14 protein-coding genes are annotated in these 18,112 nt (G+C 68.1%); 5 read left to right on the top strand and 9 right to left on the bottom strand.

The window, feature by feature from the left end:
- Nucleotides 1-10 precede the first annotated feature (10 nt).
- Nucleotides 11-907: a DMT family transporter gene (locus HEP75_RS06370; RefSeq protein ID WP_185825850.1), complete on the top strand. Its 897-nt coding sequence runs from the start codon at nt 11-13 to the stop codon at nt 905-907.
- Between the two features lie 36 nt (nt 908-943).
- On the opposite strand, the gene HEP75_RS06375 is transcribed toward HEP75_RS06370, so the two are convergent.
- On the bottom strand, nt 944-2,542 hold the full coding sequence (locus HEP75_RS06375; RefSeq protein WP_185825851.1) for a choline dehydrogenase: 1,599 nt from the start codon (nt 2,540-2,542) through the stop codon (nt 944-946).
- A gap of 86 nt (nt 2,543-2,628) precedes the next feature.
- Between HEP75_RS06375 and HEP75_RS06380 the strand changes: the two genes are divergently transcribed.
- Complete coding sequence (locus HEP75_RS06380; RefSeq protein ID WP_255424015.1) at nt 2,629-4,029, top strand: MFS transporter; 1,401 nt, start codon at nt 2,629-2,631, stop codon at nt 4,027-4,029.
- 88 nt (nt 4,030-4,117) lie between these two features.
- On the top strand, nt 4,118-4,471 hold the full coding sequence (locus HEP75_RS06385; protein ID WP_185815666.1) for a DUF1304 domain-containing protein: 354 nt from the start codon (nt 4,118-4,120) through the stop codon (nt 4,469-4,471).
- A 31-nt stretch (nt 4,472-4,502) separates the two neighbouring features.
- On the opposite strand, the gene HEP75_RS06390 is transcribed toward HEP75_RS06385, so the two are convergent.
- From HEP75_RS06390 to HEP75_RS06400, 3 genes are all read right to left on the bottom strand, one after another.
- Nucleotides 4,503-4,982, bottom strand: coding sequence for a hotdog fold domain-containing protein (locus tag HEP75_RS06390; RefSeq protein WP_185825852.1), 480 nt, complete (start codon nt 4,980-4,982; stop codon nt 4,503-4,505).
- 69 nt (nt 4,983-5,051) lie between these two features.
- Nucleotides 5,052-7,532: an acyl-CoA dehydrogenase gene (locus HEP75_RS06395; protein WP_185825853.1), complete on the bottom strand. Its 2,481-nt coding sequence runs from the start codon at nt 7,530-7,532 to the stop codon at nt 5,052-5,054.
- Nucleotides 7,529-8,386, bottom strand: coding sequence for an alpha/beta fold hydrolase (locus tag HEP75_RS06400; protein ID WP_255424084.1), 858 nt, complete (start codon nt 8,384-8,386; stop codon nt 7,529-7,531). The genes HEP75_RS06395 and HEP75_RS06400 overlap by 4 nt, the downstream gene beginning before the upstream one ends.
- A gap of 202 nt (nt 8,387-8,588) precedes the next feature.
- On the opposite strand from HEP75_RS06400, the gene HEP75_RS06405 reads away from it, so the two are divergent.
- A complete protein-coding gene (locus HEP75_RS06405; RefSeq protein WP_185815670.1) occupies nt 8,589-9,200 on the top strand; it encodes a TetR/AcrR family transcriptional regulator in 612 nt (203 codons plus the stop codon).
- Nucleotides 9,200-10,492, top strand: a complete 1,293-nt coding sequence (locus HEP75_RS06410) for an aspartyl/asparaginyl beta-hydroxylase domain-containing protein (protein WP_185825855.1) — start codon at nt 9,200-9,202, stop codon at nt 10,490-10,492. The genes HEP75_RS06405 and HEP75_RS06410 overlap by 1 nt, the downstream gene beginning before the upstream one ends.
- Before the next feature lie 66 nt (nt 10,493-10,558).
- Here HEP75_RS06410 and HEP75_RS06415 read toward each other — a convergent pair whose 3' ends face one another.
- The 5 genes from HEP75_RS06415 to HEP75_RS06435 form a co-directional block, all read right to left on the bottom strand.
- Entirely contained in the window at nt 10,559-11,125 is a 567-nt protein-coding gene (locus tag HEP75_RS06415; RefSeq protein ID WP_185815672.1) for a 2OG-Fe(II) oxygenase, read from the bottom strand.
- Nucleotides 11,122-12,969 carry a tetratricopeptide repeat-containing sulfotransferase family protein gene (locus HEP75_RS06420; protein WP_185825856.1) on the bottom strand — a complete coding sequence of 616 codons (1,848 nt, stop codon included), beginning with the start codon at nt 12,967-12,969 and terminating at the stop codon, nt 11,122-11,124. The genes HEP75_RS06415 and HEP75_RS06420 overlap by 4 nt, the downstream gene beginning before the upstream one ends.
- Before the next feature lie 78 nt (nt 12,970-13,047).
- Nucleotides 13,048-15,930: a TonB-dependent receptor gene (locus HEP75_RS06425; protein ID WP_185825857.1), complete on the bottom strand. Its 2,883-nt coding sequence runs from the start codon at nt 15,928-15,930 to the stop codon at nt 13,048-13,050.
- 245 nt (nt 15,931-16,175) lie between these two features.
- Nucleotides 16,176-17,027 carry a hypothetical protein gene (locus HEP75_RS06430; protein ID WP_185825858.1) on the bottom strand — a complete coding sequence of 284 codons (852 nt, stop codon included), beginning with the start codon at nt 17,025-17,027 and terminating at the stop codon, nt 16,176-16,178.
- 117 nt (nt 17,028-17,144) lie between these two features.
- Nucleotides 17,145-18,059, bottom strand: coding sequence for an Hsp33 family molecular chaperone HslO (locus tag HEP75_RS06435; protein ID WP_185825859.1), 915 nt, complete (start codon nt 18,057-18,059; stop codon nt 17,145-17,147).
- Nucleotides 18,060-18,112 lie beyond the last annotated feature (53 nt).

Raw genomic sequence — 18,112 nt, forward strand, 5'->3', positions numbered from 1 at the left:
ATCATGGCGCATGCCCGATCCCGACCTTTCCTCAATCCCCGCCGCGCGTACCGCGCCTGCCGCCGCGACCTGGCTGGGCCTGGCCTTCGTGCTGGTCTGGTGCACCGGCTACATCGCCGGCAAGCAGGTGGTGGCGCATGCGGCGCCGTTCACCGCGCTGCTGTGGCGCTTCGGTCTGACCGCGCTGTGCTTCGCGCTGGCCGCCGGTCCTGCACGCTTGAAGGCGCTGCCGCGGCAGGAACTGGCGCGCAGCGCGGTGGCCGGGGTGCTGATGCTGGCCTTGCAGTTCGGTGGGGTCTACGCCGCCTTCGCACTGGGCACCGGCTCCGGCGTGGCCGCATTGGTGATCGGGGCGATGCCGCTGCTGGTGGCCTGGGCCAGCCCATGGTGGGGCGGCCAGCGGCTGCGCGCGGCGCAGTGGCTGGGCATGGCGCTGGGCTTCGCCGGCGTCGCCACGGTCGCCGCAGACCGCATCGATGGGGCGACGCCGTGGGGCGGCTGGCTGGCCTTGCTGGTGGGCCTGTTCGGCATCGCCGCCGGCACCCTGTACCAGAAGCGGCATGCCGCGCAGCTCGACCTGCGCGTCGGACTAGCGGTGCAGAACGCCGCGGCGACGCTGGTGCTGCTGCCGCTGGCGGCGTGGGAAGGCTTCCGCTTCCAGGCCAGCGACGGTTTCGTCGCGGCGATGGCGTGGCTGGTGCTGGTCAATTCGATCGGCGGCTTCGCGTTGCTGTTTCTGCTGTTGCGTCGCGGCGCCGCTACCCAGGTGGCGAGCCTGTTCTTCCTGATGCCGCCGGTGACCGCGGTGTTCGGCCACCTGCTGCTCGGCGAGCACCTGACCGCGCTGAAGCTGTGCGGCTTCGCGCTGGCGGCGCTGGGCGTGTGGCTGGCGGGCCGCGCGCGGTGAGGCGCGGGTAGGCCCGCCCGCTGCGCCGGCCGTGCCTCAGCCGTCGCGCAGCGCGCTGTGGCCGCGGATCAGGTCGGCGGCGCGCTCGGCGATCATCATCGTCGGGCCGTTGGTGTTGCCGCTGACCAGGCGCGGCATCACCGATGCATCGACCACGCGCAGTCCTTCCAGTCCGCGCAGGCGCAGCTGAGGATCGACCACGGACCACGCATCGTTGCCCATGCGGCAGGTGCCGATCGGGTGGTAGATGGTCTCGGCCTTGGCGCGGATGTAGGCGACCAGGCCGGCTTCGTCCAGGTCGTCGCGTGCCGGCAGCAGCGGCGCGCCGCGCCAGGGATCGAACGCCGGCTGCTGCAGGATGCGCCGCGCCAGGCGCGCGCATTCCACCAGCATGCGCAGGTCGAAGCCGTCTGGATCGCTGAGGTAGTTCGCCTGGATCCGCGCCGGCGTGCGCGGGTCGGCGTCGTTGAGCGACAGGCGGCCGCGGCTGCGCGGCTGCAGGTGGCAGGCGTGCAGGGTGAAGCCCTCGCCGGGCAGCCGGTTGCGGCCGTGGTCGTCGAGCATCGCCGGCACGAAATGCAGCTGGATGTCGGCGCGCGCATCCGGCGCCAGTGGCGAGCGGATGAAGCCGCCGGCCTCGGCGATGTTGCTGCTGCCGGCGCCGCGGTGGCCGCGCAGGAAATAGTCGAAGGCGATCTTCAGCTGGTTGCGGCGGTCGTAGCTGATGCCCGGGCGGGTGCGGTACAGCGTGCATACGTCCAGATGGTCCTGCAGGTTGGCGCCGATCTGCGGCTGGTCCAGGTGCACGGTGATGCCATGGCGCTGCAGTTCGTCGGCCGGGCCGATGCCCGAGAGCATCAGCAGCTGCGGCGAGTTCACCGCGCCGGCGCTGAGCAGCACCTCGCGCGACACCCGCGCCTGCACTTCGGCGCCGCGTTGCGCGTAGGCCACGCCGACCACGCGTTCGCCCTCCACCAGCAGGCGTAGCACCAGCGCGTCGGTGATCACCTGCAGGTTGGCGCGCGCCTGCGCCGGCGCCAGGTAGGCGACCGCCGCCGAGCAGCGCGCGCCGTCCTTCTGGGTGACTTGGTACAGGCCCACGCCCTGTTGCTGCGGGCCGTTGAAATCGCGGTTGTGGGCGAAGCCGGCCTGCTCCCCGGCAGCGATGAACACGTCCGACAGCGGGTTGTGATAGCGCAGATCGGACACGTGCAGCGGCCCGTCGCCGCCGTGCAGCGCATCGCCGCCGCGGCTGTTGCGTTCGCTGCGGCGGAAATACGGCAGCACGCCCTGCCAGTCCCAACCCTCGGCGCCGGCGGCGGCCCAGTCGTCGTAGTCGGCGGCCACGCCGCGCACGTAGCACATCGCGTTGATCGAACTGGAGCCGCCCAGCACCTTGCCGCGCGGCCACCACAGGCGCCGATCGTTCAAGGCCGGCTCCGGCGCGGTGAGGTAGTTCCAGTTGATGCGGCGGTTGCCGGCCAGCCGCGCCAGGCCTGCGGGCATGTGGATGAAGGGATTGCGGTCGCGCGGCCCGGCCTCGATCAGCAGCACCTTGCAATCGCGATCCTCGCTGAGCCGGTTGGCCAACACGCAGCCTGCCGAGCCTGCGCCGATGATGATGTAGTCGTACACCCGCGGTCCCCCTGTTTCGTGGCGCCGACGCTAGTCGCCGTGGATAGAGCATATGCTCGGCCGCGCCGCGGGGTGCAGACGCCGCGATGCGCATGGGTCTGCGCGTGTCGGCGACGCTGGCGATGTTGCAGTGCATCGGCTACCGTGCGCGCAACCACACGGCGAACGGCGGGCCGATGCAAGGGGAAAACAAGCGCGTCCAGACCGGCGAGCTGCGCGCGGTGCTGCTGTCCTTCGTCTATTTCTTCTGCGTGCTGGCGGCGTACTACGTGATCCGGCCGGTGCGCGAACAGCTGTCGGCGGCGGTGGGCTCGACCCAGCTGCCCTGGTTCTTCATGGCCACCTTCGTCGCCACCTTGCTGCTGACCCCGCTGTTCGCGTGGATGGCGGCGCGCTGGCCGCGGCGGATCGTGGTGCCGGCGGTGTACGTGTTCTTCGCGCTGTGCCTGCTCGGCTTCGTGCCGCTGTTCAGCGGCTACGGCGGGCTCAGTCCGCGTGCGCTGGGCATCGTGTTCTTCGTCTGGGTCAGCGTGTTCAACCTGTTCGTGGTGTCGGTGTTCTGGAGCTTCATGGCCGACATCTGGAGCAACGAACAGGCGCGGCGGCTGTTCCCATTGATCGGCCTGGGCGGCACCGCCGGTGCGGTGGCCGGGCCGCTGCTGACCCGCGGGCTGGTCGGGGTGATCGGCGTGGCGCCGTTGCTGGTGGTGTCGGCGGCGCTGCTGGGCGTCGCGCTGGTGTGCGTGATCCTGCTCGGACGCTGGGCGCGGGTGCATGGCGCGCGCCGCCACGACGTCGGCCACGAGGCCGCGGTCGGCGGCGGCATGTTCGACGGCCTCAAGCAGATCCTGGCCAATCCGTTCATGCGCGGCATGGCGCTGCTGATGCTGCTGGGCGATTGCATCGGCACGGTCGGCTATGCACTGATGACCGATTACTCCGGCGCCACCTTCCACAACGCGGTCGAGCGTACCCAGTTCGCGGCCAACATCGACACGTTGACCAACGTGCTGCAGGTCGTCGTGCAGATCAGCGTGACCCGCTGGCTGCTGATGAAGAATGGTGCCGGCGCGGTGATCGCGCTGTGGGCGCTGATCAGCGTGGGCACGCTGGTGACCACCGCGTTGTCGCCCGATCCCTATGCCCTGGCGGTGTGGATCGTGCCCTGGGTGGTGCTGCCGCTGGTGATCACCCGTTCGCTGACCTACGGCATGGTCGGGCCGGCGCGCGAATCGCTGTACACGCGGGTGCCGCGGCAGCTGCGCTACCAGGGCAAGAATGCGGTGGATACGGCGGTATGGCGCGCCGGCGACGTGGCCGTGGCCTCGGCAATGAACGGCCTGCGTGCGCTGGGCATGGGCGTGCCCGGTTTCGCCGCGTTTGCCGCGCTGGCGGCGACGGTCTCCGGCGTCATCGGTTGGCGCCTGGCACGTGCGGTCGAAAGCGCCGCGCCCGCTGCAGCGGCAGAGATGCCCCCGACGCGCTGAGCCTGCGCGCAGCAGGCCGCGCGGCCGCGGTGCCGGCCGCTGCGGCAACCGCTATGCTGTGCATCCTCTTTCGCCGATGGACGCGCGCATGACCCTGCTGGCCTCGATCCTGGTATGCCTGGTGGCCTTGCTGCACGTCTACATCCTGGTGCTGGAGATGTTCCTGTGGACCCGGCCGCTGGGCATGAAGGTGTTCCGCAACACGCCGGACAAGGCGCAGCTGACCAAGGTGCTGGCCGCCAACCAGGGCCTGTACAACGGCTTCCTTGCCGCCGGCCTGGGCTGGGGCGCGGCGACGCAGCGCGTGGACGTGATGCTGTTCTTCCTGGGCTGCGTGGTCGTGGCCGGCCTGTACGGCGCGTGGAGCGTCAGCCGCCGCATCCTGTTCGTGCAGGCGCTGCCGGCGGCGCTGGCGATCGCGGCGGTGCTGCTGGCCTATTGAGCCGGCTGCGCGCCGGCATCGCGGTGCGGCGTCAGCCGTTCGCCACCTTCGCGCGCGGCGACACCCACATGGCGATGCTGGCGAAGAACACCACCTGTTCGCGCGCGTCGCGGATCTCCACGCTGACCGGCAGCTCGTAGCCGCTCTCGGCGGCCACGATCGCCACGTCCGGCGTCGCCACCGCGTGCATCGTGCCGTTGGCCTTGCTGCGGTATTCGACGCGCATGCCTTTCGGGATCCAGCGCATCGACGGCGGCAGGCTGGCATCGACCATGACCCCGCCGGACAACTCGGCCAGGTTGCACAGCGCGATCGCATGCACGGTGCCAATGTGGTTGCTGACCCGCCGCCGATGCGCGATGCGCGCCTCGCAACGGCCGGGCTGCAGCACGGTGATGCGTGGGGCGATGCTGGCGAAGTAGGGCGCCTTGAAACAGACCGCGCGCGAGAACAGCCACTGCCCACCCGGCCAGCGTTGCATGCGTCGGTAAAGCGACAGCAATCGGCTCATGGTGTGTCCCTCAAATGAAGACGGCGGACCGAAGTCCGCCGTCGTGGTGAGCGTGTTACCGAGTGGGTCTCAGGCCGCTTCGCGCGAATGGTCGTCGCCGGCCGTGGCACGGTGGTAGTAGCTGGCCGAGCGCAGTTCGTCGGCGTCGAAATCGTCCACGCTGATCGTGTCCATGGTGATCTCGCGCAGTTCCTCCAGCTGGCGGCGCTCGTCGGCCGTCAGCACGCCTTCGCGCACCGCCTCGTCCAGCTGCGAGGCGAAGTCCAGCGCCTCGATGCCCTTGCTCTTGAGCGCCTTCAGGAACTTGCGCTCGACCGGCTCGGCCAGCACCGCCTTGGTCAGGTAGCTGGCGATGCGGCCGCCCGGGTTGTTCTCGCACGGGGTCAGGAACACGCCCTGGCCGAGGCGGTCGCGGGCTTCGTTCGGCGTCATCAGCAGCGCGGCGACGCGGTGACCCAGGCGGTCGCCCGGGGCTTCGGCGCGGCGGCCCCACGGGAAGATCAGCGCCCACATCAGCCAGCCCACCGGACGGATCGGGAAGTTGCGCAGGGCGGCCGACAGCGCCAGTTCGATCTTGTGCACGCTGTCGTGGAAGGCCCAGGCCAGCAGCGGCTGGTCGGTCGCCGGCGCGCCGTCGTCGTGGTAGCGCTTGAGCATCGCGCTGGTCATGTAGATGTGGCTCAGCACGTCGCCCAGGCGGCCGGACAGCGATTCCTTGAACTTCAGCTTGCCGCCGAGCATCAGCATCGACACGTCGGCCATCAGCGCCAGGTTCGCCGAATAGCGGTCCAGCTTGCGGAAGAAGCGGCGGGTGTAGGCGTCGCCGGGCGCGGCGCCGATGCGTGCGGCGGTCAGGCCGAACCACAGCGAGCGCACCGCGTTGGAGATCGCGAAGCCGATATGGCCGAACAGGTTGCGGTCGAACTCGTCGACGCCGGCCTTGTGGTCCGGATTGCCGGCGGCCTTCATTTCCTTCATCACCCACGGATGGCACAGGATTGCGCCCTGGCCGAAGATCAGCAGGCTGCGGGTCATGATGTTGGCGCCTTCCACGGTGATCGCGATCGGCGCCGCCTGCCAGCTGCGGCCGGCGAAGTTGCGCGGGCCGAGGATGATGCCCTTGCCGCCGACCACATCCATCACGTCGCTGATGACTTCGCGGCTCATCGTGGTGCAGTGGTACTTGGCGATCGCCGACGGCACCGACGGCACGTCGCCGCGGTCCACCGCCGCGGCGGTCGCCTGCGCCAGCGCGCTGATCGCATAGGCCTTGCCGCCGATCCGCGCCAGCGCCTCTTCCACGCCCTCGAAGCGGCCGACCGACAGGCCGAACTGCTTGCGGATGCGCGCGTAGGCGCCGGTGACGATCGCGCCGTACTTGGCGCCGCCGCTGGCGGTGGAGGGCAGGGTGATCGAACGGCCCACTGCCAGGCACTCGTTGAGCATGTTCCAACCCTTGCCGACCATGTCCACGCCGCCGATCAGCTGGCTGAGCGGAATGAACACCTCGCGGCCGTGGATCGGGCCGTTCTGGAACGGCGAGTTCAGAGGGAAGTGGCGGCGGCCGATCTCCACGCCCGGGGTTTCGCGCGGCAGCAGCGCCAGGGTGATGCCGATGTCCTTGGTGTCGCCGATCAGGCCTTCCGGGTCGTACATGCGGAACGCCAGGCCGACCAGCGTCGCCACTGGCGCCAGGGTGATGTAGCGCTTGTCGAAGGTCAGCTTGACGCCGAGCACGTTGGCGCCGTTCCACTCGCCCTTGCAGACGATGCCGTAGTCGGGAATCGAGGTCGCGTCGGAACCCGCGAACGGGCCGGTCAGGCCGAAGCACGGCACTTCCTGGCCCACCGCCAGACGCGGCAGGTAATAGTCCTTCTGTTCCTTGGAGCCGTAGTGCAGCAGCAGTTCGCCCGGGCCCAGCGAGTTGGGCACGCCGACGGTGGAGCTGACCACGCTCGAGACCGAGGCGATCTTCTGGATCACCTTGTGGTGGGCCAGCGCGGAGAAACCCAGGCCGCCGTATTCCTTGGGAATGATCATGCCGAAGAACTTGTGCTTCTTGACGAAGCTCCACAGCTCCGGCGGCAGGTCGGCATGGACGTGGGTGATTTCCCAGTCGTTGGTCATCCGGCATAGCTCTTCCACCGGGCCGTCGAGGAAGGCCTGCTCCTCGGCGGTCAGCTGCGGCTTCGGATAGTCGAGCAGCTTCTGCCAGTCCGGGTCGCCGGTGAACAGTTCGCCTTCGAAGCCGACCGAGCCGGTCTCCAGCGCAATCCGCTCGGTCTGCGACAGCGGCGGCAGCACCTTGCGGAACACCTTCAGCATCGGCGCGGTGAGCAGCGGCTTGCGCACGAACGGCAACAGCAGCGGCACCGCGACCAGCGCCAGCAGCACGGCGGCGACGATGGTGGCGACGTGGTGGGCGCCGAGCAGCCAGCACGCGACCAGCAGCGTGGCGCTCAGCGCGGCCCAGACGGCGAGCCGCATGCGGTGATAGGCGGCGAAGGCGCCTGCCAGCAGCAACACAAGGAAGGGTGCGACGATGCTCATGGGCTTGCTCCGGGGACTTGCTCGGTGACGGCGGACGGTGCGCCGGCGTTAGCCGGTGGCAGTGCATCCAGATAATGCAACACAGTGGCGGTAAACGCGGCGTTGTCGTCGCCGGCCAGCATATGCGTGGCCTCGGGAAGGTGCACATGCTGCGCATGCGGCACCAACGACAGGAATTCTTCGATGGTCTGCGGCGTGACCAGATCGCTGCGCCCGCCGCTGATCAGCAGCACCGGGCAGTGCACCTTGCGCGCGGCCTGCGCGATCGCGTCCTGGTGCTGCTCGCCGTCGCGCGCCAGCTCCTCGACCAGGCGCGGGTCCCAGTGCCAGTACCAGCGGCCGTCGGCGTGCCGACGCAGGACGCTGCGCAGCGCATCGGGCGACTTGCGCGCGCGCTGCGGCAGATAGGCGGCGATGGCGTCGCCGGCGTCGTCCAGCGTGGCGAAGCCGTGCGGATGCGCGGTCATGAAGGCGAGGATGCGTTCGACCCCGGCCGGCTGCCAGCGCGGGGTGATGTCGACCAGCACCATCGCCCGGAACAGGCCCGGCCAGCGCGCCTCGGCCATCAGCCCGAACAGCCCGCCCATCGAGGCGGCGACCAGCACCGGCGCCGGCGCCATTTCGCCGGCGACCACGATCAGGTCGTCGGTGAACTGTTCGCCGCGGTAGGGCAGGGCGGTGGGATTGCGGGTGGAGTCGCCATGGCCGCGCGCGTCGTAGGCGACGCTGCGATAGCCGTGCGCCTGCAACGCCGCGGCGCTGGACATCCAGGCGTGCCGGGTCTGCCCGAAACCGTGCGCGAACAACAGGCTGCCCGCAGCGCCGGGCTCGGTGACGGTCGCGGCCAGCTGCATGTCGTCCGCGCCGGCGAGCAGGGCGGAGGCCGCAATCGGCATGCTGGAAGGAGAGGAAACCATACGAGCTAGTATGGATGAGCCGGCAGCGATGTCAATACGATGCAGTATGGAAACGAAAAGCCAATGCTGCCGGGCATTTGCGTGCGATTCATGGAGGGCACATACTGCAACCGACTTCCCCGTATGGTTAAATCGACGGATGAACAATGCCTCCGTGTCTACCACCGACGACGCCGCCGCTCCCAGCGGTGGCCGCAACAACCGACTCAGCGCCGAAGATTGGGCGCAGGCCGCACTGGACCTGATCGCCGAACAGGGCGTCAACTCGGTAGCGGTGGAACCGCTGGCACGGCGTCTGGGCGTGACCAAGGGCAGCTTCTACTGGCACTTCCCGTCGCGCGATGCGTTGCTGCAGGCGGCGCTGGAGCGCTGGGAACTGGTCGAGCAGCAACAGGTGTTCGGCAGCCTGGAAGAGGTGCCGGATCCGCGCACCCGGTTGCGCGCGCTGTTCCAACTGGTCGCGCACGAGGTCAAGCCGCACATCATCTACAGCGAGCTGCTGAAGGCGCTGGACCATCCGGCGGTGCGTCCGGTCATCGACCGGGTCTCGCAGCGGCGCATGGAGTACCTGATCGCCTCGTTCCGCCAGGCCGGCCTCAGCCGCACCGATGCCCAGCACCGCGCCCGCCTGGCCTACGCGGCCTACGTCGGTTTCCTGCAGTTGTCGCTGCAGTTGCACCAGCCCAAGCAGGCGCGCGAGGAGTTCGAGGCCTATGTCGAACACGTGATCGTGACCCTGATCCCCGGCTGATGTTCCAGGAACTGACCCGCTCCAGCGTGCACGAGCAAGTGCGCCGGCATCTCGCCCAGGGCGACTATCGGCGTGCCGATGCGCTGTGCGAACAGGTACTGGCCACGGCGGCGGACGATGTGACGCTGCGGCGCATGCACGCGACGCTGCTGATGGAGAGCGGCGAGATCGCGCGTGCGGCCCAGGCCTGGGCTCTGGTTGCCGCCGCCGAACCGAGCCTGGAGGCGTGCAGCCGGCTGGGCATCTGCCTGGCTCACCTGGGCGAGCATGCGCAGGCGCTGCCGGCGTTCGAACAGGCCTTGCGGCTGTCAACGGACGCGTTCCTGGTGCGGCTGTGCTACGCCGAGAGCCTGGATGCCGTGGGGCGCGGCGACGACGCCTTGCCGATGTACTTCGCCGCGGTGCATGCCGCGCAGGCCAAGGGCCGCTGGCTCGATCAGCACAGCACCGCGCCGGAGTTGCGGCCGCGGGTGATCGCGGCGATGGCGCGGATCGACCAGGGACGGCACGCCTTGTTCGCGGCGGCGGTACAGCCGCTGATCGACCGTTTCGGCGAAGCGGCGCTGCGCCGGGTGACGGCCGCGCTGCGGATCTATCTGGGGCTGCAGCCGCGCCCTGCCGACGACGGCCAGCGCCCCACCTTCCTGTATGTGCCCGATCTGGATCCCTCGCCGTATCTGGACGCGTCGCGTTTCCCCTGGTACGCGCGGCTGCAGGCCGCCACCGAGGGCATCTGCAACGAACTGCGGCAGGTGCTGGCCTCGCGCCAGGCGGTGCAACCGTTCCTGGATTTCAGCAACGGCGCCACGCCGCAGGACTACCTCAGCGCCAAGCACGGCGATGGCGCCTGGGATGCCTATTTCTTCTACCGGCACGGCGTTGCGCATGCCGAGAACCTGCAGCGTTGCCCGGTCACCACGGCGGCGCTGGCGCATGTGCCGTTGACCAAGATCGATCTGCACGCGCCGGAGGTGCTGTTCTCGATCCTGGCGCCAGGCACCACGATCAAGCCGCACTACGGGGTCAGCAACTCGCGCGTTGTCACCCATCTGCCGCTGATCGTGCCGCCGGAGTGCGCGCTGGAGGTCGCCGGCATCACCCACCACTGGCAAGTCGGGCAGCTGGTCACCTTCAACGACACCTGCCTGCACCAGGCCTGGAACCACAGCGAGCAGCTGCGGGTGGTGATGATCCTGGACACTTGGCATCCGGACCTGGAAGAGGCCGAGACGCTGGCGCTGCGGCAGCTGATCGAGACGATCGGCGCGTTCAACCTGCGCGCGGGCCTGTAGCCGGCGCAGCCGTCCAGCCGCGTGCGGCCCGGTTCGCGCACGCACTACCGGGCCGGCGCGTGCCGCTCAGCGCTTGAACATCAGGTAGGTGGAGAGGATGTACTTGTCGTTGGAGACCGGCGGATTGCCGACGTGCTGGTACATCCAGTACGGCGGGAACATCAGCAGCCTGCCGGTGCGCGGCACGGTCTCCACGTCCAGGTCGCAGAAGCGCGTGGTGCCGCCTTCGGCGACGTCGTTGAGGTACCACAGGAACACCAGGTAGCGTTCGGACACCTCGTCGATCGAATCGAAGTGCGGCTGGAAACGGTCGCTGCCGCCGACCTGGTATTTCTTCAGGATCAGCCGGTCGATGGTGGGGCGGTACGGGATCGACAGGGTCAGCCCGAGGTCCTGGTTGTAGCGCGCCAGGTAGTGCTCGATCTTGTCCAGGAAGAATCCCAGGAACGCCGGGTCGGCGAGCTTGCCGACATCCAGCTCGGTCCAGTTGCTGTCGCCGAGCACCGCGCGGCTGTTGCTGCCGTTGCGCTGGTGATGCGCGCGCGAGGCCTCGAAGCCGTCGATCAGCTGGCGGCAGAACGCCTCGGGCAGCGCATCGTCGTAGCTGCGGATGTAGTCGCTCAGCGCTTTCATGGCGCAGGCATCTCCAGGTCGTAGTCCCAATGCGCGGCCACCGGTTGCAGGATCGGCAACGCGCCGGCCAGCCACGGCGCGTAGGCGTGCCAGCGGTCCACCGCGCGCCGGTTCACCGGTTCCACCACCTGCGAATAGCTGGGCGTGCTGATGTAGCCCTTGCGTGCGGCATGCTGGCTGAAGCCGGCCAGGAATTCGGGTTGCGCGATGCCGAGGAAGCCGCCGATGCGCTGCACCTGCGCGGGGAAATCGGCAACCGTTTCCTCGTACTTGAGGACCAGCAGGTCCGGCTGCAGCAACGCCTGATGGTGGATCCAGAAACGCATCGCGTTGACGTAGCTCTTGGCCAGGCGCTCCAGGCTGGAGCACAGCACCATGAACGCCGGAGAGCGGAAATTCTGCATGTAGCAGCTCAGCAGCACGTCGCACGGATGGCGCAGGGCGAGGATGATCTTGGCGTTCGGGAACAGGCGCACGATCATCGGCAGGCGCAGCATGTTGAGCGGATTCTTGTCGACCAACTGCTGGCCCGGCGCCAGCGCGATGACCTTGGCGATCTCCGACCAGTACACCTGGCGCATCGCCTCCACCTGCGCCTCGTCCAGCGCGCCCAGATCGTAGGGGTAGCGCTTGCCCTGCGCTTCCATCCACTCGATGCAGCGCTGCAAGGTGGCGCGTTCGTCCATCGATGCGTAACCCGGGTGCGCGTCGAGCATCTGCTCGAGCATGGTGGTGCCCGAGCGCGGGAAGCCGACGATGAACACCGGCGAGGCGTCGCTGCCGGGCGCATCGCCGCGCGCGTCGGCATAGCGCGCCTGTGCGTCGTCCAGCCACAGGCTGGAGACCTGCAGCGGTTCTTCGTTGGAGTAGGCGATCTCCGGCACGCTATCGGCTGCGAGCTTGAAGTGGATGGCGTGGGCTTTCTCCAGCATGGCCATCGCGGCGGCGGGATGGCCTTGCTTGTCCTCGATGCCGGCGAGCGCGAAATAGGCGATGGCCTGGACCTGGATTTGCGGCTGCAGCTCTAGCAGGTTCTCGATTGCACGGCGTGCCGCGGCATAGTCCTTGCGGCGCTGCGCCAGCGACGCTTCCAGTTGCAGGATCTCTACGCGCGTCTGCCGGTCGTGCTGCTGCTGCGGCATGGATGCGGCCTGCGCCAACAGCGCAGTGGCCTGCTCGACGCGGTTGGTGCGTTCGTGCAACTGCGCCAGGCGGATGACGTTGGACAGCGACGGGGCCTGTCCGGGCCGGCTCTGCGTGAGCAGCGCTTCGGCTTCGTCGGTCCGGCCGACCTGGATCAAGGCGGTGGCCAGTTCCTCGCGCAGGTTGTCCGGCAGTTGCGGCCAGATCGCCGGCGGCGGCAGCAACGCCGCCGCGCGCTGGGCGTCGCCGCACTCGAAGCAGGCGATCGCGGCATAGATGCGTGCCTCGGGCTGGCTGGGGTCCAGGTCCACGGCATCCAGAAATCGGTGGCGGGCATGGGCGATGTCACCCTTGTCCAGCAATACCAGGCCGTAATCGACCAGGTAGTGATATGTCTGCGGCGCAAGCGCCAGGGCTTGCCGATAGGCGTGTTCGGCCGGGGCGTGCTCGCCGAGCGTACGCAGGGTCAGGCCGAGATTGGCCCAATGCGCGGATTCGTGCGGCTGCAGTTCGGTCAATCGCTGGTAGATGGAGGCAGCGCCGGCGGTATCGCCCGCATGCTGCAGCGACATCGCCAACAAGGTGTTCCAGGAAGGATCGCCGGGATCGCTGGCCAGCGCCTGGCGGCAGAGGTCGGTGGCCACGCCAGCCTGGCCTTGGTCGATCAGCTGGATGGCGTATTGCAGTTGCGGAGAGTTCATTCGGATCTACCAATGAAAAAGGGCCGCGCGAATCATTCGCGCGGCCCCGTCTTCAAATCAAGAGCGTCGTTGCCGTGCTCAGAAGTTCATGCTGTAGCGAGCCCACAGGTAGCGGCCCACGGTGTCGAAGCTGTTGACGTCCGTGTTCGCGTTGAGCACGTTGTTCTGGTACAGCATGGGCGGCTGCTTGTCGAACACGTTGTCCAGGCCCACTTCCACCTTCGAATTGAACCACGGCAGCGCGTAGTTCAGGCTGACGCTGTGCAGGAAGTAGGAGCCGTACGAGCTGACCACGTTCGGGAAGCCGGCGTCGGAGCTGAAGTTCTGCGACGGATCGGCGCTGCCCACGTCGAACGGACCGATATAGCGGACGCGCCAGCTGGCGCCCAGGTCGCCCTTCTGCCAGTTGACGAACAAGCGGCCACGGACGCGCGAGTACAGGCCGTAGGTCTTGTTGTAGGTGCCTGCCACGTGGGTCACGACGCCGTCCGGATCGGCCGGGTTGGTGTTGTTGTCGTAACGCGCGATGTAGGTGCCGTCCAGGCCGAAGGTGTAGCTGCCCCAGGCGGTATCCGGCAGGCGGTAGCGCAGCGCCAGATCCCAGCCCTTGGTATCCAGGCGGCCCAGGTTGACGATCGGTTCGCGGATGAAGTTGACCTGGCCATCCGAATAACGGCTGATGAAGCCGCAGAACGGGCTGCTCTCGTCGTTGTAGCAGATGTTGGACACGGTCTGCGCATCGGCGCGGTTGATCGTGTCGTTCAGGTACAGGCGCCAGTAGTCCAGGCTGGCCGAGAAGCCCGGCAGCCAATCCGGGTCGTACACCACGCCCCAGTCGAACGACTTGCCCTGTTCCGGCTTCAGGTCGAAACCGGCAGCGACCGAGCCCGACCACACGCCGGTGGTCTGCGACAGGCCGCTGGGAGTGATGCCGGTGGCGCCGGGGATGGCGGTCGCGCCAGCGCCAGCGCCGCACGCGGCTTCGTGGTTGCGGGCGGTGCCGGTGGCGCCGTAACCGATACACGGGTCGGTGAAGTTCGGCGCATCGCCGCTCGCACCCGCGTACAGGTTGTCGATGGTCGGGGCACGGAACACTTCGGCGACCGTGCCGCGCAGCAGCAGGTTCTCGATCGGACGCCACTCAAGCTGGATCTTGCTGTTGGTGGTGTTGCCGAAGGTGTTGTAGTCCGAATAGCGGCTGCCCAGGGTCAGCGCCAGCAGGTGCGCGAACGGGACTTCCGACAGCAGCGGGACGTACAGTTCGCCGTAGACTTCCTTGACGTTGTACTTGCCGCCCAGCGGGGTTCCGCACGCTTCCTGCGAAATGAAACAGTTGCCGTTGGCATCGGCGATGGCGATGTAGTCCACCGAGCTCTTCTGGTACTCCTCGCGCCAGGAGACACCCACCGCCAGCTGCGCGGCGCCGGCCGGCAACGTGAACAGCTCGCCGTTGGCATTGGCTTCGAAGCTGCGCATCTGGTACGTGGTCGAGTAGGTCGGACGCGCTTCGTAATCCTTCAGCGTCGAGATCGTCTGCGGATCGTTGATGTTGAAGATGTTGAGCGGGGTACAGCCGGAAATCACATTGCCCGCGCTGCCGCACTTGACCACGCCATCGGTGTCCTGGAACGACGGGCCCAGCGCGTCGCGCAGGCCGGCGTAGTACACGTAGCCGTAGCTGGTGTTCTCGCGGGTGTAGTGGCCGTAGTTCATCGCCGCGTCCCACTTCCAGGACGTGTCGCCGACGAAGCCTTCCAGGCCGGCGACGACCTGGTCGGTGACGGTGCTGTAGTACGAGCGGCGCTGGCCCAGCGAGGTGAAGCGGGTCAGGAGCTGGTTGTACTGGTTGCCGGCCACGTCCGCGCCGAAATCCACGCCGAACGGGTTGTAGAAGTTGTCGGCGGAGATCACAACCTTGTCGCCGCGGGCGTCGAACGGCAGCGCCGCGATGGCGAAGTTCGAGCTGGTCTTGTTGTGGTAGACCTGGGCGAACGCGTTGATGCTGTCGGTGATCTGGTAGTTGGCCAGGAAGAACGCGTTGGTGCGCTCCTGCGGCGTCATGATCAGGTTGGTCGCCTGATAGTTGAACGAGTCGCGCGCGCCGGAGTAGCAGCGGTAGTCGCCCTGCGCAGCGCCGCTGGCGCCCGGGGTCAGGGTGACCGTGGCACAGCCGTACTGCGTGGCCAGGGTGGCCGGCATGGTGATGCGGCCGCCCGGGGTGCGGCTGGAACCGAGGATGGTCACCGAGCCGCTGTACAGGTAGGTGGCGTCCTTGGAGTACTTGCGGTCGGCCGAGGAGATGCCGTCGAACTTGTTGTAGTTCAGGCCCGCCATGATGTTGCCGCGGTCGCCGACCTGGCCGAAGGTGACCGAGCCGCCGTTACGCGCGCCGTCGCTCAGATGGGTGGCCTGGCCGTAGTCGACGCTGACCGCCAGACCTTCGAAATCCTTGCGCAGGATGAAGTTGACCACGCCGGCGACGGCATCGGAGCCGTACACGGCCGAGGCGCCGCTGGTCAGTACTTCGATGCGCTCCACCGCGGTGGCGGGGATCGAGTTGACGTCGTTGTTGGCGACGCGGCGGCCGTTGACCAGCAGCAGCGTGCGCTCATCGCCCAGGCCGCGCAGGTCGACCGTGGACTTGCCGTCGCCGCCGCCGTTGTTGACCGCCGGGGAGGCGGGCGCGCCGGACATCGCCGGCAGCTCCTGCACCAGTTCGCCGAGGGTCAGCTTGCCGGTCTGCTCGATCGCGGCGCGATCGATCACCACCACCGGGCTGGCGGTTTCGGTCTCGACGCGGGCAACGCGCGAGCCGGTCACCTGGATCGTGTCCAGGGTCTTGGAGGGGTCGCTGGAAGAGCTGTCCTGGGCAACCGCTGCGCCCGTGCTGAGCAGGGCGGTGGTGCCAGCGGCGAGCGCGAACGTGATGGCGTCGCGCAGGCGATGGGTCTTGCAATTCATTGGCTCTCTCTCCGAATGAGATGTGGTGTCAACTGAAGGTTGTCCAGCGGTGGCGTCGAAAGGCGACGCCAAAATCCGCAGGGTGAACCGATAGTAACTGCGTCTTCAGAGAAATTAAAGAGTTGTTAATAAGATCGACATAAGTGTGATGTAAGTATCACTAATTTGCTCCTGACGGGCAAAAAAAAGCCCCACAAGGGGGCGTTTTTCCGCAGCAACTCCTTTTCCGAACAAGGGGTTGCTGGTTACAAGTCCTGTTCGTAGCGCACGTAGGGGATGGTGCCTTCCTCGGTGCTGATGTTGTTCGGGGCGAACGGGTTCTTGCCGCGGGTGATCACGTTCTCGGCGCCGACGGTCAGCTGGCCGCTCCACGGAGTGCGCCAGGTCAGGCCCACGCCGAGGCCGGACCACTTGCCCGGCTGGCCCGGCGCGTCGACGACGCGGCCGATGACATTGGCGCTGAACGAGCCGTAGCCGCCGCCGATGCTCAGGCTCTTGCTGTCCCATTGGTCGACCAGCGCCTGCGAAGCATCGGCGATCGGCACCAGGCGCGCACGCGCATAGGTGCCGCCGATCGAGACGAAGCCTTCGCGGCCGATGTTCTGCTGCGCGAACACGGTCAGGTCGTTCTGCTCCATGCGCAGCACGGGCGTCTTGTTGGGTCCCGCCAGCCACGCCGGCATGTTCTCGCGGCCGGTGCCGGCCGACAGCGACACCCGTCCGCCGGGGCGGTTGAAGGTGGTGGTCGCGGCAACGTGGTGGCCGACATCGTTGTCCTCGTCGCCGAGGCTGGCGAGCATGCAATGGCTGGCCAGCCCGCTGATGCTGCTGCCGCTGGCGCTGTTGCACAGCAGGCCGAGCGAGTCGCCGGAGGACAGGCCGAAGGCGGCGTCGAGCGAGTTGCGGCCGAAGTGCCAGCGCGCGCCGGCCGCCTGTTCGCCGGTCGGCTCCAGGTACAGCAGCGCTTCGACCTTGCCGCTGCCCTTGTTCCAGATCGGCAGCACGGTGCGGTCTGCGGGCTTGCTCTGCGCATGCGCGCCCGTGGTCGCCGCAAGGGCGATCAGCAGGGCAAGTGGCAGGCGCAGTAGGGCTCGCATCGGCAGTGTGTGACTCTCGGGCGGGGACTAAAGTTCCCGCCGTTCAGGGTGAACGATACTAGTGGGTTTATGTTTCTTTAACAAGTCGGGCTCCCCGGTCCTAGCCCTCGCCCCTGGCTATTGCAAGCGCTCCGAGGGCGCCGGTTCAGCCGAGGTTACAGCGAACAATACGCCGAATTCCGTCAAGGGGAAGTCATAGTGTCGGCCGCAGAACTCGCACCGTATCTCAACTTGGCCGGTTGCCTCGGCGGCGGCGCGCGCTTCTTCCTCGCCCAGCGAGCGCAGCATGGCCGCCACCCGCTCGCGCGAGCAGGAGCAGCCGAAGCGCAGCGGCTTGGTGCCCAGCAGCTCCGGCGCTTCCTCGTGGAACAGCCGGTGCAGCAGGGTTTCGGCCGGCAGGGCCAGCAGTTCGGCTTCGCTTACCGTCTCGAACAGGGCGCCGGCGCGGTTCCAGCCGTCCTCGTCGCCGCTGTCGCCGGGCAGTTTCTGCAGCAGCAGGCCGGCCGCCTGATGGCCGTCGGCGGCCAGGATCAGTCGCGTCGGCAACTGTTCGGACTGGCGGAAATAGTCTTCGAAGGCCTCGCCCAGTTCGGCCGCCGACAACGCCACCAGGCTCTGGTAGCGCTGCGGCTCGCGCGGGTCCAGGCCGGGATTTTCGATGGTGATCGCCAGCAGCGCGCCGTCGCCGAGCGCGCGCAGGTCGCGCGGGGCGTCGCTGCCCTCGCCCAACTGGACGATGCCGCGCAAGGTGCCGGCCGCGGTGCATTCGGCGAACAGGGTGCGCAGCGCGCCCTGGCTGCGCAGTTGCACCGACAGGCGCCCGTCGACCTTGGTGTGGCCGGTGAACAGGGCCGCGGCCACGCAGGCCTCGCCCAGCAACTCGGTCGCCGCGGCGGGATAGCTGGCCGGCGCGAGGATGTCGCGCCAGGCGGACTGCAGGCGCACGTGCACGCCGCGCACGCCGGCGCTCGGCAGCAGGAAGCGGGTCAGGTGATCGTGATCGGAAGAACTCATCGCGGCCTCGCTGCGCATGGGAAGATGGCGACCGCAGGATAGTGGGTCATCTCGGTGGACAAAGTCGAAGA

The organism is Xanthomonas sp. SI, from assembly GCF_014236855.1.
Taxonomy (GTDB): Bacteria; Pseudomonadota; Gammaproteobacteria; order Xanthomonadales; family Xanthomonadaceae; genus Xanthomonas_A.

What these genes read in the sequence shown, in the direction of transcription:
- HEP75_RS06370 (WP_185825850.1), top strand. Translation starts at nt 11, where the DNA reads ATGCCCGATCCCGACCTTTCCTCAATCCCCGCCGCGCGTACCGCGCCT.
- HEP75_RS06380 (WP_255424015.1), top strand. Translation starts at nt 2,629, where the DNA reads ATGCGCATGGGTCTGCGCGTGTCGGCGACGCTGGCGATGTTGCAGTGC.
- HEP75_RS06385 (WP_185815666.1), top strand. Translation starts at nt 4,118, where the DNA reads ATGACCCTGCTGGCCTCGATCCTGGTATGCCTGGTGGCCTTGCTGCAC.
- HEP75_RS06390 (WP_185825852.1), bottom strand. Translation starts at nt 4,982, where the DNA reads ATGAGCCGATTGCTGTCGCTTTACCGACGCATGCAACGCTGGCCGGGT.
- HEP75_RS06395 (WP_185825853.1), bottom strand. Translation starts at nt 7,532, where the DNA reads ATGAGCATCGTCGCACCCTTCCTTGTGTTGCTGCTGGCAGGCGCCTTC.
- HEP75_RS06400 (WP_255424084.1), bottom strand. Translation starts at nt 8,386, where the DNA reads ATGCAGCTGGCCGCGACCGTCACCGAGCCCGGCGCTGCGGGCAGCCTG.
- HEP75_RS06405 (WP_185815670.1), top strand. Translation starts at nt 8,589, where the DNA reads ATGAACAATGCCTCCGTGTCTACCACCGACGACGCCGCCGCTCCCAGC.
- HEP75_RS06410 (WP_185825855.1), top strand. Translation starts at nt 9,200, where the DNA reads ATGTTCCAGGAACTGACCCGCTCCAGCGTGCACGAGCAAGTGCGCCGG.
- HEP75_RS06415 (WP_185815672.1), bottom strand. Translation starts at nt 11,125, where the DNA reads ATGAAAGCGCTGAGCGACTACATCCGCAGCTACGACGATGCGCTGCCC.
- HEP75_RS06420 (WP_185825856.1), bottom strand. Translation starts at nt 12,969, where the DNA reads ATGAACTCTCCGCAACTGCAATACGCCATCCAGCTGATCGACCAAGGC.
- HEP75_RS06425 (WP_185825857.1), bottom strand. Translation starts at nt 15,930, where the DNA reads ATGAATTGCAAGACCCATCGCCTGCGCGACGCCATCACGTTCGCGCTC.
- HEP75_RS06430 (WP_185825858.1), bottom strand. Translation starts at nt 17,027, where the DNA reads ATGCGAGCCCTACTGCGCCTGCCACTTGCCCTGCTGATCGCCCTTGCG.
- HEP75_RS06435 (WP_185825859.1), bottom strand. Translation starts at nt 18,059, where the DNA reads ATGCGCAGCGAGGCCGCGATGAGTTCTTCCGATCACGATCACCTGACC.